Source organism: Rhizobium sp. LCM 4573 (assembly GCF_001854865.1).
GTDB lineage: Bacteria > Pseudomonadota > Alphaproteobacteria > Rhizobiales > Rhizobiaceae > Neorhizobium.
Genome location: NZ_MDDW01000029.1, coordinates 52701 through 67156 on the forward strand (window position 1 = coordinate 52701; position 14456 = coordinate 67156).

11 protein-coding genes, 1 tRNA gene and 1 pseudogene are annotated in these 14456 nt (G+C 59.7%); 7 read left to right on the plus strand and 6 right to left on the minus strand.

The window, feature by feature from the left end:
* Window positions 1-11: 11 nt before the first annotated feature.
* The 5 genes from LCM4573_RS24775 to LCM4573_RS24795 form a co-directional block, all read right to left on the minus strand.
* Entirely contained in the window at window positions 12-1355 is a 1344-nt protein-coding gene (locus LCM4573_RS24775; protein ID WP_071009273.1) for an O-antigen ligase, read from the minus strand.
* A 421-nt stretch (window positions 1356-1776) separates the two neighbouring features.
* Entirely contained in the window at window positions 1777-2520 is a 744-nt protein-coding gene (locus tag LCM4573_RS24780) for a GntR family transcriptional regulator (RefSeq protein ID WP_071009274.1), read from the minus strand.
* Window positions 2521-2686: 166 nt separating this feature from the next.
* Complete coding sequence (locus LCM4573_RS24785) at window positions 2687-3817, minus strand: sugar phosphate isomerase/epimerase family protein (protein ID WP_071009275.1); 1131 nt, start codon at window positions 3815-3817, stop codon at window positions 2687-2689.
* A 68-nt stretch (window positions 3818-3885) separates the two neighbouring features.
* On the minus strand, window positions 3886-4761 hold the full coding sequence (locus LCM4573_RS24790; protein WP_071009276.1) for an amino acid ABC transporter permease: 876 nt from the start codon (window positions 4759-4761) through the stop codon (window positions 3886-3888).
* A 5-nt stretch (window positions 4762-4766) separates the two neighbouring features.
* Window positions 4767-5696, minus strand: a complete 930-nt coding sequence (locus LCM4573_RS24795) for an ABC transporter substrate-binding protein (protein ID WP_071009277.1) — start codon at window positions 5694-5696, stop codon at window positions 4767-4769.
* A 579-nt stretch (window positions 5697-6275) separates the two neighbouring features.
* Between LCM4573_RS24795 and LCM4573_RS24800 the strand changes: the two genes are divergently transcribed.
* The 7 genes and pseudogenes from LCM4573_RS24800 to LCM4573_RS27590 form a co-directional block, all read left to right on the plus strand.
* Window positions 6276-7388 (plus strand): ABC transporter ATP-binding protein, encoded by a 1113-nt coding sequence (locus LCM4573_RS24800; protein ID WP_071009278.1) that lies wholly within the window; start codon window positions 6276-6278, stop codon window positions 7386-7388.
* A gap of 31 nt (window positions 7389-7419) precedes the next feature.
* A complete protein-coding gene (locus tag LCM4573_RS24805) occupies window positions 7420-8463 on the plus strand; it encodes a PotD/PotF family extracellular solute-binding protein (protein ID WP_071009279.1) in 1044 nt (347 codons plus the stop codon).
* Window positions 8464-8473: 10 nt separating this feature from the next.
* Entirely contained in the window at window positions 8474-9301 is an 828-nt protein-coding gene (locus LCM4573_RS24810) for an ABC transporter permease (protein ID WP_071009280.1), read from the plus strand.
* The gene (locus LCM4573_RS24815; RefSeq protein ID WP_071009281.1) at window positions 9294-10112 is read left to right on the plus strand and encodes an ABC transporter permease; all 819 of its coding nucleotides are present in this window, start codon (window positions 9294-9296) and stop codon (window positions 10110-10112) included. Before LCM4573_RS24810 ends, LCM4573_RS24815 begins: the two co-directional genes overlap by 8 nt.
* Window positions 10113-10145: 33 nt before the next feature.
* Window positions 10146-11570, plus strand: coding sequence for a Xaa-Pro peptidase family protein (locus LCM4573_RS24820; RefSeq protein WP_071009282.1), 1425 nt, complete (start codon window positions 10146-10148; stop codon window positions 11568-11570).
* A gap of 1 nt (window position 11571) precedes the next feature.
* Complete coding sequence (locus LCM4573_RS24825) at window positions 11572-12234, plus strand: flavin reductase family protein (protein WP_071009283.1); 663 nt, start codon at window positions 11572-11574, stop codon at window positions 12232-12234.
* Between the two features lie 407 nt (window positions 12235-12641).
* Window positions 12642-13240: pseudogene (locus tag LCM4573_RS27590) on the plus strand (IS3 family transposase); the annotation flags it as partial.
* 984 nt (window positions 13241-14224) lie between these two features.
* On the opposite strand, the gene LCM4573_RS24840 reads toward LCM4573_RS27590, so the two are convergent.
* A tRNA-Gln gene (locus tag LCM4573_RS24840) sits at window positions 14225-14298 on the minus strand.
* Window positions 14299-14456: the final 158 nt, after the last annotated feature.

Consider the following 14456-nt stretch of genomic DNA (forward strand, 5'->3'; position numbering starts at 1 on the left):
TGAAAAGAGACTCAAGGTTCGGATTGGCGCGCTCTCTGATTTGCTTCACGCCTCCATGAAAAAGYGGCGCTCCATTCGCCGGTCATCCCGTATTCGCGGGAGGATGCTTCAATAACCTGTGGCATCCTTGCGTGCAGGCGCAGCACGAATACCGCACTCAGCAGCGTAAACCAGACTTGCCCTCGGCCCACGAAGAACGGGGACTCAAGGTTGGCGTAGAGAAGCATGAAGAGCCAAATTCGTAAGAAGAGCAGCGCGAGGCGCGGATCGTTGTTGGAGCCCTGAGACTTGTTGAAGTCCCGTAGCGGATCGAGAAAGACCCACCATACCGTGAGGATGACGCCCACAAGACCGCTGGACATCGCGACATTGAGCAAGCCGTTATGGGCGTGGCCGGCCGCATTGGCCCATGTTTCGTGGAAAGCATTCCGCAGTTCGGATGTCGCCCAAAACGTCTCGAATCCATAACCCGTCAATAGATGTCCCTGAAGCTGGTCGATCGCAAAGCGCCAGATATCCGTCCTGTTCGTGAAGGTCGGGTCCGAGACCAGCATGGCGACCAGTTCGCCCATCGGCTCGAACATGACCGATCCGACAGTCAGCAATCCCATGAAACCTACGGGCAGGAACGCCAATGCCATCTGCAATGGCAGGAACCTTGTACGTTGGATGAGGGCCGCCAGCAGGAAGACCACGGCCAGAAGGCCGATCGAGGTCTTGTTGTTGCTCTGGTAGAGGAAAATCAGCGAAAGCAAAGCCAGTAGACCATAGACGGCCTTGGCAGCGTTCCTCTCGCTCGTACTTGCGAGATAGAGCCAGAACAACATCAGGACGACCATGGCCGGGCCGGCAATGTTCTTGTGTGCGAAATGGCCACGCCAGGATCCAGCATTGGCAAGCTCCAGCACTTCGCTGGTATTGTGGATGGAAACCTCCGGCCAGACCATGACCCCCAAATAGGCGAGCGCGAGGACAAAGGCCGAGCCCCACCGCAGCAGGCGACGGAACTGCGCGGTATCCTGAGGCGTCAAGATCCAGGCAAGCGTAATGATCGTGACCGCGGCATTGAGGATGTAACGGCGCAGGGAGATATCGGGATGATTGGAGCTGATAACCGTGACGAACTGCCAAAGAAGCACGCAAATCATCGCGGGTGAAATGGCCGAAATCGCGGCGCGCCGATTTTGCCACAGCACTCTGATCGACATTGCCAATAGCAGGAGAACGGCGATCTGATTGCTCGCGTCTCCAGTTTCCTGGCCAAGCAGCACATCGGGATTTCTAAGATCGATGAAGGGTGTGGTGGTAACCCAGAACAGCGCAAAGACCGCCAGAAAGAAGAAATTTCGGCCCATTCTGCTGCTCAACCCCATTCAGGCGGAAATTCACCTCAACCGCCAGAAGTTGAATGCAATTTTAGGAGGCGAAGTCGACCAATAGGTTAACGCACCGGTTGGATCAGCAAATTCTCCGACGATCCAGGCCGTACAATCCGCTTTCTGTCGTGCTGCGAATGAATTTGCGTCCCTCAGTCGAAGTGCTCATGAAGTGAGCGCGCGACTGGAAAATCAAGGAGCGAAGCGGGATTTAGCGAGAACTGGCTAGGGAACCTGGATTCTCGCATAATTTCAATAGCTTAGCGTAAAAGCCTTGAAATTCCCTCTGTTTTTCCATCGCGAACAACCGTGGATGTCACCCCTTGTGCCCTGGCTTTGGGCATCAGTCAACAGAGGGCATGGCGGCAATTATTTCCGCTACCGACCTAACGAGCGCAATTCATGAGAAGTTCGCTAATACCGCGAGAAACGTGTGCCGATCACCCTGTCCCTCCGTCAAGCGCACGCGCCCCTCGATGTCCGCAAGATGGTGGTCCATCAGGTCCTGCGCCTTGGCGAGATCTTTCGCTTTTAGCGCCGCAACGATCATGCGGTGATGGTCGGCGCCACAGTCGTCCTCGCGGTCTTCTTCGTAGAGCGACATGACAAGAGACAGGCGGGCGACGATCTTGGAAAGCATTTCCGTCAGCACAGGATTTCCAGCGAGGCCGGCGAGGACGATATGGAATTTTCCGGAAAGAACGGTCTTCGATTTCTCGTCGCCGTGGTGATGGATGTGTTCTTCCTCGTCCGTCAGCCTCTCCAGCGCATCGAGTTGTTCTGACGTCGCGCGCATGACGACGAGTTCAAGCAGCAGCCGCTCCAACTTCCGCCGTGCTTCGAACAGGCTCTTGGCCTGCTCAATGCTCGGCTCGGCGACGAAGGTGCCTCGATTTCTCTTGCGTTCCAGCAGATGGTCGCTTTCGAGCACGCCGAGCGCGCCGCGAACGACGGTACGGCTGACCCCGAAATGTTCGGCGATCGCTTCTTCGAGGATCTTGGTCCCCGGCTTAAGCGCGCCTTCGCCGATCGCCGCCGCTAGCGTGTTACGAATGCGTTCGGACACGTCGTCATTGTCAACAGTGTCCGCCCCGCCGTTGGCGGGCGTGGACGGTTTCAGGCTTTGACGGCGCGTCTTCTTCATCATTCCTCTCCAGGCGTAGCGGCAGCCTCAGGGGCACACTCGATGCTGTAACATATCCGATATCGGTGGGCCGTAATTTTTTCCATAAGAATGTTTGTGCGCAAGTCGATGTTTCCACCGCAAGCTGGTGAAGTCAGGCGGCCGAAGCCGCTGCCATTTGAGGCGATCAGGCGGCCTTCCTGTCCGCCGTTGCCGAGTTCAGCGTGATGCCCTTGTCCTTGCAGATCGCCACGATGTGATGTGCCGACTGCTTGATGAAGGCGATTGCTTCGTTGAAGCCGTAAGACTGATGCTCGTAGCTCGGGTAGCCGTACTGGCCGGCTTCGTAAGCCTCCCAGTCCGGGACTTCGCCGGATGCGACGCGCTTCTCGTAGGAATCGACAAGCGCCATGTAGGCGGCGAGTTCTTCCGCGTTGAGATCGGGATGACCGGCCCGCCAGATCGGATCGTCGATTTCGATGCACTGGCGCGGATTGGCCTTGCGCGGCTTATCGGCGACGGAGGCCGCAACTTCCAGCGAGAGGTTGAGCGCGGGGTTGGCTTCGGCGAGGATCGGCAGGATCGTTTCGAAATCGATGATACCGCCGCCGACGGGCCGGGTCTGGAAGTCGAGGCCGCCGGGCGCGCGGCCGACATAGGCGTCCTTAATATGCGTCTGGCGCACATAAGGGGCAAGCCGCTTGGCCGTGAAGACCGGATGCTCGGCGCGCTGCAGGCCATTGGCGGTGTCGAAGACGGCGCCGACGCAATCCGGGCCGACCTTCTCGATCAGCCGCAGGATCTCGAAGGAAGTGATCTCATCATGGGTCTCGATGTTCAGGTGTGCGCCATGCGCGCGCGCGACCGGTGCAAGTTTCTGCAGAACCTTCTCGATACCAATCAACTGGTCTTCCCAGGTGATATCGGTCCGGAAACGGTCATTGGCGAGCCGGCCGCGATATTCGGACTTGAAGTTGCCGGGTGCAACCCAGAGCTCGAAGCAACCGATGGCTGCGCTCGCTTCGATCATCCGCGTGAAGCCGGCGATAATGTCGCCGTCGCCGGCAGCTCTCAGAGCCGGTTCCTCGGCGCTGCAATAGGGATTGATCTTACCGACGCCGCTTTCGAGGTAGAGGCCAAGCTCGTCAGCCTTCGCCCTGATATCGCGCAGTTCGCCCATGTCGAGCGTCGGGCTCATGTCCAGCGCCGTCGAAAAGAAGATGCCCGAAAGCCCGAGCTCCTTGACGTGGTCAAGGCTGCCGAGCGGACCGCGCTTCTTCGATTCCGGCAGTTTGATATTGTCGATGCCAAGCTTCATGGTGTGCTCCTTGTCGTTTCCTGACAGACCTCGCTGCTCTGGCGAGGTCTTTCGTTATTGGTTGGTCCTCAGGCGCGTTTCGCGTCGCGGGGCTTGTCGGCGCCGCTGCCGAATTTGGGCTGGAGGCTCTTTTCGAGATAGTGCTGGCCGATCGACGCCACTGTCGTGATCGCGAGGTACCAGATGGAGGCGACGAACAGCAGTTCGATCACCAGGAAGTTGCGGGCGTAGATGACCTGCGCCTGGGTCAGCAAGTCCTGCATGCCGATGACGGAGATGATGGCACTCGCTTTCAGCATGCCGATCGCCTGGTTGCCGGTTGGCGGGACGATGAGGCGTGCGGCCTGCGGCAGGATGATTGTCCAGAACGTCTGGCGAGGCTTCAATCCGAGTGCCGTCGCCGCCTCGCGCTGCCCGCGGTCGATGGCAAGAAGGCCGCTGCGGATGATTTCCGACATGTTGGCTGCCTCGTGTAGCCCGAGTGCCAGGAAACCTGCGAGCGCTGGTGTGACGAGGTCGTTGATCGAGATGCTGTAGTATCCCACCTCGACCTGCGGAATGAAGAGCGCGATATTGAACCAGAGGAAGATCTGGACGATCAGCGGCACACCGCGAAACCACCAGACGAAACCCGCGGCAATCGCCTTCAGAACGATGTTCGTCGACGTTGCCATGATGGCGAGAAGGCAGCCGAGGCCGATGCCAAAGATCATGGCGCCGGCGGTCAGCTCAAGCGTGAGAAGCACGCCGCGCAAGATGGAGGGATGCACGAGATAGCGCGGAATTTCGGACCATTGAACGCTCTGGCTCTGCGCGACGACGCTGCCGAGGAGGGCCAGCGCGAGGATCGCGCTGGCACCGGTTGCGAACTGTCCCCACTTGATCGACCTCATGGCCGGTGGCGGCAGGCTCATTGTTGTTGTCTGCGTGGTGAACAGTGCCATGAGGTTCACTCTGCGGGCATGCTGGCGGCGTCGTTGACCTTGACGGTCTTGACGGCAAGCGGGCCAAGGCTCCACTTCTTCATGATCGTCTCGTAAGCACCACTGTCGACCATCTGCTGCAGGGCGGCGACGACGGCATCGCGAAGTTCCGGATTGTCCTTTGCCGTCAGCATGCCGAGATAGCCRACGGCCAGACGAATGTCGGGAAGTGCCTGTAGACCCTTGCCGTTGCCCGTCTGATGCTCGGTCGTGTAGACGCTGGTCGCATAGCCGTTGACGGTAGCATCGGCGCGGCCGGTGCGCACCGCCTGCAGCACGTCGGGCATCTTCGGGATTGCCATGATGTCGATCGGCGTCTTGCACTTCGTCGAGGCGRCCTCGACCATCTTGCCCTGGAAGGTGCCGACCGGAACCGCGACCTTCTTGCCGCAGAGATCGTCCATGCTCTTGATGCCGAGCGGGTTGTCCTTGATCGTCATGATCGTGGTGGCGTCGTACATGTAGTCGATGACATCGACCTGCTTTTCCAGTTCGACGTCGTCGTTGATGCCGGAGATCGTCATGTCGAAGCGCTTGGACAGGATGGCGGGAACGATGGCAGCGCCTGCGCCGACATCCGTCATCTGGACGTCGACGCCCAGGATGACACCGAGAGCCGCAGCGAGATCGGCATCGATGCCGACAAGCTTGCCGTCATCGTCGTGAAAGCTGATGGGCGGCGTCAGATCCGTCGCAACCTTCAGAACGCCTGACGCCTTGATCGAAGCGGGAAGGCCATCCGCCAGCCTCTTCGTCAACACCACGCCGGGGAGCTTGGCAACGTCAGCCGCTTCCATCTTCTCGGCCACGCTCTCCGCCGCATGGGCCGACAGCGTCATGAGGGTAACGAGCGCGGTGGCGATGCCGATCTTCAGAATTGTCTGCGCGTTCTTCATGGGATCCCCTTTTTCGATTTTTCCATGCGTAGAATTATCTGGGATCATCCAAGCAATCACCGTGCCAGTTTTAAATTTTCGACATTAAGATATTGAATCTAAACAATAATTGTCAATCAAACAGTTATCCGAATAAAGTTTCGAATATTAATTCGAACAACTATTCGAATTTGATGTGATTAAAAAATCATCCTTACGTCGATTTTCTGAGCGAAGTTTGCTTGAAGTCTCGCCGTTCTCTTCATCCTCATTCCCTGCGTGATGGGCGAAACGCCTGCGAAATTGCTCGTGGCGCGCCCGACGCGTCGTGTCGGCAGTCGAAAGATGAGCAGGATTCTGCACGACATCGAACCTATATGACGAAACTTTAGACAAAATATTTTCCGAAATTGATGAAAGAAACTTGTAATTAGAAAGTTTCGAAACTTTATAAAACACAAAAATCGTTCTATAATCAGATAGTTGAGTTTATCTTGCTCGTTATGTTTCGAATCTGGCACGGCCCTTGCAGTTCCCTTTGCATGAAGATGCTCCGGTGGCGGAGCGCTCGTCACAACCACGCAAGGTCAGGGAAGCCACATGCTAGACATCGCAAAGACGGCCTATCGCAAGCGGCTCAGTGTCCGGGGCGTCACCCATAGTTACGGTGGGCAGAATGCCGTCAGTGACATTTCCTTTGATATCGAAGCCGGCGAGATCGTCGCGCTTCTGGGGCCAAGCGGCTGCGGCAAGTCGACGGTGCTGAGGGCCATCGCCGGCCTCATCCAGCCGAAGGCGGGCAGGATCGTGCTCGGCGACGACGACCTTGCCAATGTCTCGGCCCGCGCGCGAGGGATCGGCATGGTCTTTCAGAACTATGCGCTCTTCCCGCATCTGACTGTCGCGGAAAACATCGCCTATCCACTGGCCTGCCAGAAGGTGCCGCGCGCGGAGCGAAACGCACGCGTCGCCGAGATGCTTGCGCTTGTCCGGCTCGATGGCTATGGCAACCGCCTGCCGCGCGAACTCTCCGGTGGCCAGCAGCAACGTGTCGCCGTCGCCCGCGCGATCGCGGGCCGCCCGTCGCTCCTGCTTCTTGACGAACCCTTCGGTGCTCTTGATCGGGCGCTGCGCTTCGACCTGCAGGTCGAGCTCCTTCATCTCCAGAAGACGCTCGGCATCACCACGCTGATCGTTACCCATGACCAGGAAGAGGCCCAGAGCCTTGCCAGCCGCCTGGTGCTGATGAACAGGGGCAATGTCGAGCAGATCGATACGCCGATGGCCGTCTACGACCGGCCGAAGACTTTGTTCGTCAATACCTTCATCGGTCAGGCCAATCTCCTGCACGGGACCGTTGCCGAGCTCGGCGAAGACAGCACCGTGATTGCCCTGAAGAACGGCGAAAGCCTCGTTCTGCCGCGCCGTCTGAGCTTTACCACGCGCTCCGATGTCACGATCACCTTCCGGCCCGAAGAGGTTCGCCTGATGATGCAGCCAGGCGTGAACGCGCTTGCCGCGCGCATCACCGTTTCCGTGCCGCTCGGGCCTTCCCTGATCCACGACCTCGTCCTCGACGACGGCACGGGCCTGCGGGCCTCCGAGGTTCGCGGTCCAGGCGCCGCCATTCCTGATATCGGCACCCAGCTTTTCGCAGAGATCGACACCCGCAGGTGTCACGTATTTCCGGCTGAACCGGAAAGCATCCGGTGAATGAACAAAGACAACCAACAGAGGTGACAGCATGAACGACTTCAAAATGACCCGCCGCCATTTCGGCCTTCTCGCCGCCAGCGTCGCTGCAGCTTCGGCAATGCCTTTCGCTGCCCGTGCGGCGGCAGGCGAAACCGCGGTCGCCGCGACCTTTCCGGGCAACTGGGAAGACGGTTACCGCTCCGTTCTGACCCCGCTCGTCAAGGAAGCCGGTTACGGCCTGACGATCGCCCCCTCCATGGCGCAGGACCAGCTCGCCAAGGTGATGGCAAGCCCCGGCAACCCGCCCTACGACACGCTGTTGATGTCGCCCGGCCAGATGGCGGTCGCCATCGAAAACGATATCATCCAGAAGATCGACCCGAGCCGTCTCAAGAACTGGGACATGCTCGATCCGGCCTTCCAGGGCGAATACGGCCCGACCGTGACAATCGAAGTCAACGGCATCGCCTACAATCCCGACCTCGTGCCGCGTCCGAAAGGCTATCGCGACCTGTTCGAAAATCCTGCCTATAGCGGTCTGGTCTCCTGGACCGGTTTCGGCTCCAACACCGCCGTCATGGCCTATACGGAAATGGCGAAGATCTTCGGCTCTGGCCCGAACGACATGGATGCGGTCTTCAAGCTGTTCAAGGACCATCCGGAACACCTGAAGGGCGTCGTCGACAGTACCAACCACCAGATGACGCTGTTCCAGCAAGGTGAAATTGCCGTCTTCATGTGCTCGACCGGCAACGTCGCTCGTCTCAAGTCGATGGGTCTCAAGGCGGAATATGTCGCCCCGGAAACCGGCGCGCCGGCAGCCCCGGTCAACATCCACCTGACCAAGGGCGCAAAGAACCTCGATGCGGCCTATGCCTATATGGACGCCGCCATCTCCAAGGCTGCGCAGGACAAGCTGAAGCTGCCGCCGACCGAGATGTTCCCGACTAACAAGGACGTCGCGCTGACGCCTGAGATCGAAGCTTATGTGACACGCGARCAGCTCGGCAACATGGTCTATCCGGACTGGGTCGCCATCAACAAGAACCGCGCCGACTGGATCCGCCAGTTCGACGCTCTCGTCGCAGGCTGAGGAGAGCACGATGAAGGCGGGCGGTTTTCCATACGTTGTACCGATGCTGTTGCTGTCGGTGGCGTTCTTTGCGACGCCGCTCGCCGTTCTCGTCGGCTTCAGCTTCACCGGCCCAGACGGGGCCACGCTGGCCAACTATGGCCGGTTCTTCGGGGACGCGTTCAATTTCCGCGTCCTCGTCAATACCGCCCGGCTGGGCCTGGAGACGGTTCTTGCCACGACGCTGCTCGGCGTGCCAATCGCGCTTCTTTACTGGCATAGCGGCAAGACGGCGCGCCAAATCATCATCTTCCTGACGCTTATTCCCATGTTGACCAGCAATGTGGTGCGCACCTTCGCCTGGATTGTCATCCTCGGCCGGCAGGGACCGATCAGCGAGGCGCTGCTCGGGCTCGGGCTGATCGGTCGGCCGATGACGCTGATGTTCACCGAACTCGGCCTCGTCATGGCCATGTGCCAGATCGACCTGCCGCTGATCATCCTGCCGCTGGTCGCCATCCTGTCGCGCACGCCGGTGCAATATACCGAAGCCGCACAGGTTTCCGGTGCCGGTCCATGGCGCATCTTCGTCACCGTACTCATCCCGCTCATGCTGCCGGGTCTGCTGGCCGGCTGGATTCTCGTCTTCGCCAGCACCAGCAGTTCCTTCGTTACGCAGGCCGTCATCGGCGGCGCGCGCAACGTCTATGTTCCGCAGCTCATCTATCGTGAGGTCGGTACCTTGTTCGACTGGCCGCTGGCATCAGCGATTGCCGTCGTCCTGCTGCTCTCGACCGGTTGCCTGCTCGTCGCAATGACCATGATTTCCCGCCACAGGAGGTTTGTCGGCCATGGCTAACAGACGCGAAAATCCCATCCCCGGTCTGCTATACAAAGTTTTCGTTTTCGGTTTCGGCACCTTCGCCGCGATCTATCTCGTCGCGCCGATCGTCATTGCTCTGACGATGTCCTTCACCTCGGGCCAGACCTTGAAATACCCGCCTGAGGGCTTTTCCCTTCGCTGGTACGAGGCGTTGCTCGATCCCGTCCGTTCGGCGACCGAACATGCCGCGGCCTTCAACTCGCTGAAGATCGCCGGACTTGCGGTTCTGGGCTCGCTGCTCTTTGCCGTGCCCGCCACCATCGGCATGAGCCGGATGCGCAAGGGCATCGTTGGCGCTATCGAACCCTTGCTCCTGTCGCCGCTCGTCCTGCCCAGCCTCGTCTATGGTCTGGCAGCTCTGATCGTCGCCAATTTCATCGGCTTCCAGCCGTCGCTCTGGCTGACCGTCGCCGGCCATATCGTCGTCTTCGGGCCGCTGATGTACCGCGCCGCCTCCGTCGTCGCGCAGGGTCTCAATCCGTCGCTCGTCGAGGCATCGACCGTGATGGGTGCATCCTGGTTCACCACGCTTCGCCGGGTGACGCTGCCGCTCTTGATGCCGGGCATTCTTGCCGGCGCGTTTCTCGTCTTCATCCAGTCGCTGGACAATGTCTCAGTTTCGCTCTTCCTCGCGGATGCCGAGACCACCGTCCTGCCGCTTCGCATGTTCGCGCTGATCGAGGAATCGCTCGATGTCCGCGTCGCCGCCATGTCCGGCATCCTCATCGGCCTCACCCTAATCGTCATACTCGTCGCAAGGCGCGTTCTCGTGCTGCGGCAGTCTTGACCAAACTCAAGAATACTCTGGAAGGAAATACCCATGACCATTCGCGCAACCAAGTCAGGCTCCTACCGCGTCGGTTCGCTGCTTGCTGATTTCCAGCCGGATTTCGATTTCGACGCGCCCCTGCCGCTGCCCGTCGAGGAATTCGAGGATCGCCTGCGCCGCATCCGTCGGCAGGCCGTGGAAGCCGGGCATGATGCGCTGATCGTCCACACCGGCGGTGTCGGCTGGTTCCACACGTCGAACCACTATCTGCGCTATATCTGCGACTGGATGCGCGAGGGCGTGCTGATCATCCCGACTGATGCGGACAAGCCTCTGACGCTGCTCTCCTTCTTCACCCAGTCCGTTCTTCTGCCACCAGGCGGCGAGCCCGTTCTGGTCGAGGACATCTGGCAGATCGGCCCGATCGGCCGCGAATATGCCGACCGTCCGGGCGACAGCGTGGTCAAGACGGCCGAGAAATGTGCCGAACTCTTGGCCGGCATGGGGTTCACGAAGGCCCAGATCGGCCGCATCGGCGACCGCACCTCGCTGACCTTCTGGGCAGCGCTCGACGAGCTCATGCCGAAGACCAAGTTCATCGCCGATAACGCCATCCTCGACCGGATGCAGAAGGTCCGCTCGCCGCGCGAGATCGGAATGTTCCGCGCCGCCGCCCAGCTCATCAGCATCGCGACGCAGGCGGCCTATCATGTCGCAAGGCCCGGCGTCACCGACCATGAAATCTACGCCGCCTTCACCCAGGCCCAACTCAGCTATGGCGGCGAGACCGGCGATGGCTACCAGATTGGCATCAACGAATTCGGCACCCATTGCGGCAAGCCCTACGGCCATGTCGTGCGGCCGGGCGACCTGATCAACCTCTATGTCTCTAACGTCACCTATCGCGGCTACACCGCCCAGACCGCCCGCATGATCGCGGTCGGCGGGATCACCAAACGGCAGGAAGAGGTGCTTGAAGCCTGCACCGAGGGCGTCAAGCGCGCTGAAAAGCTGATCCGCCCCGGTGCCCTGATGCGCGACGTCAACAACGCGGCCTTCGAGCCGATGATCGAACGCGGCATGCTGGCCTCGCCCGAAGCGCGCACCATGCCCTACAACTGGGCGCCGATGGACGATGGCAGCGCCCGCCTCATCCCGCGCCAGTATGTGAAGAACATCGACTGGGAGGCGCAGGGCCGCAAACTCATGCACGTCTACCCGGCGACGCACGGACCACATAATCCCAACCTTGGCCACTCGGTCGGCATGGCCGGAGGGCAGAACAGCTTCAACATCTCCTCCCACAATTACGACCGGATGGAAGAAGGGATGGTCTTCGTTCTCCACACGCAATGGCTGGAGCCGCTTTCGGCCGGCTGCAATGTCGGCGACATGTATGTCGTCACCAAGGATGGCTTCGAAAACCTCTCCCGCCATACTCCGCTTGAAACCCACCGCATCGCTGCCGAGGCCTGACATGTCCGATCATACCCATTTCGACTTCGCCAAGCTCAGCGAGCGCGAGCGCTACAAGATTCTGATYGGCACCGTGATTCCGCGCCCGATCGCGCTGGTGACGACGGTCAGCAAGGATGGCCAGCCGAACGCCGGCGCATTCAGCTTCTTCAATGTGCTGACCCACGATCCGGCAATCGTCGCCATCGGCGTAGAGAACTATGCTGACATGCGCTTCAAGGACACCGCCCGCAACATCCGCGAGACCGGCGAGTTCACCGTCCACATCTGCGATAATGCACTGGTGGATCAGATGGAGGTCTGCGCCATCAAGTTCGGCCCCGAGGTGAATGAGATGGAGGAGGCGGGTCTTGCAACCGTGCCCGGCCAGATGGTGCGAAGCCCCCGCATCCTCGCGGCCCCGGCCGCACTTGAATGCCGCCGTCACACGACTCTGCAGGTCGGCCCGGCCCGCGAGATCATCCTCGGCGAGGTCGTCGGCGTGTTTGTCCGTAGCGACGCGGTCAACGCATCAAACCTGCATATCGACCAGCAGGCGATGGATGCGGTTGGCCGTATGGGTGGCCATACTTATGCCAGGACGCGCGACCAATTCGATATCAAGACGCTGACGCCGCAGGAATGGGAAAGCCGGAAGACGGGCGAGCAGACGGCGGCCGAATGACCGACGGGCAAGCAAAGGCGCCTTCACCACGTTCTGTAATAGATCCCAGGCAGAGAACTGGGTTCCCAGCCAGCTCTCCGGTACCCATGGATAGCGTTCTCGATCCTGAAAGATCACAGAAAAACTTGCCGCCGGTTGTCGGTAAATAACTGTAACAGCTATGATATTATGAGATTTATTGCTGGCCACAGAGCGACGCACGAAGGTGCAAAAAAACAGCTTGCCTGGGGAACTTAGATTCTCACATGATTTCAATGACTTAGCGGAAAGTTCTTGAAATTCCCTCTATTTTCCCATCGCGAGCGACCGTGGATGCCACCTTTGTGCCCTGGCTTTGGGCATTGGCCTGCCCCCTGAAAAGTGGTCCTCCCTGAAGTAGGCTATTGAGCCGTAGAGAGGACGTTGGAATGCCCCAGAAGAAACACAAGCCCGAAGAGATCGTCGCGAAACTGCGCCAGGTCGATGTTCTGCTGTCGCAAGGAAAATCGTTTGGCGAAGCGGTTCGCACGATCGGTGTGACGCAGTTCACGTATTATCGCTGGCGCAAGGAGTTCGGCGGCCTGAAGGGTGATCAGGTGAAGCGCCTGAAGGAGCTTGAGAAAGAGAACGATCGGTTGCGCAAGGCGGTCTCGGATCTGACGCTCGAGAAGCTGATCCTGAAAGAGGCTGCCTCGGGAAACTACTGAGCCCCGCCCGCCGCCGTCGCTGCGTCGATCATGTCATGGCGAAGTTCTCCGTGTCGGAGCGCTTCGCCTGCAAGGTTCTCGGCCAGCACCGTTCGACCCAGCGCAAGAAGCCCACAGGCCGGCCGGATGAAGAGGCATTGACCGCCGACATCATCCGGCTCGCGTCCCGCTATGGCCGCTACGGCTATCGCAGGATCACGGCRATGCTGCGGTCTGAGGGCTGGACGGTGAATGCCAAGCGTGTCGAGCGCATCTGGCGGCGGGAGGGACTGAAGGTTCCCCTTGTTCGGTGCCGTCGGAATGCGGCGTCGGTCGAAGATCGAGCATGGTGATAGCCGGAGGCTCGGTCGGCCCAGGGGGCTGGGGTGCTGGCACTGCAGCGGGTGGCGCTGTACGTTCGGCTGCAATCGGTGTCGCTTCGGTCTGCGCGGCTTGAGGTGCGTCGGCGCGGCGTTTCTGCCTTGAGCCGCCCGTGAACTCGCTGAGATTTCGGTCGGCCAGCGGATGCCGATCATCTACCTCGAATAGTGCCTCTGCCCGTCCTTCGAAATAGGCCTTCATGGCCTTCTCGTGATTGAGCGGGTGCTGAGCGATTCCGAACTGATCCATCAGCATCCGGATCCCGTCCTGAAAGGCTCTGCTGTTTGTCTCGTCATAGAGTTCGATGTAGTTCGACTTGATCGCCGGGATATGGGAGGCGGGAACTCCGTTCGCCACCAGGTAACGATGCCCGCTGCAGCCTTCCTTCAGTGTCAGATGCTGGCGGATGCCGAACATGGCGAGCAGTTTGTAGGCCCAGCCATTCTCCAGGTCGAGTTCCAGCTCCTCGATGTCAGCAGGTCGGCCATACCGCCTGGCCGCGAGGGCAACGTCTTCGAGATGCAGGAGCATGACGTCGCGCTCGTGTTCGCAGAGTTTCTGGAGCAGCTCCTTGGACATCGGTTCCTTCGATTTCATCTTCAGCTCGGCCATCAGCATGTTGAGCTTCCGACCGATCGCCTGCGCCTTCTTATGGTCGGAACAGTGAAGGCTCAGTGAAAGCGGGCTGCCCGGTCGGCACCGCGTGAACGACATGGGGACGCGTGCTCGCCAGTAGAAGATGTTGCCGCGGCGAATGAGATTTTCGACGTCGTGGCGGACTGCCATGGGTATGTTGCCCTTGCCGGCCACCGGCGAGGCCGCCGCGCATATTTCGCGTGGGCATCACCTGTGGGCTACAGTTCTGGGCATCAGGTCGCCAATGACGCCAAAACGGGATCCGGCACGACTGGAAAATCAAGGAATTAAGGTGATTTAGCGAGAATTGGCTGGGGAACCTGGATTCGAACCAAGATCGACGGAGTCAGAGTCCGCTGTTCTACCATTGAACTATTCCCCAGCAGGCTGGTGGCGAAGCGCCGCCGCTGGTGTGCCGGGCTTATAACCAAAACCGTGCGGATTGCAAATACCCGTTTGCAAAAAATTGAGGGCGCCCGAAAAGCGGAAAAGCACCTGTCGAAAAAGCGATTGGCGAAAGCGTCCCGCGCTGTTATCCTC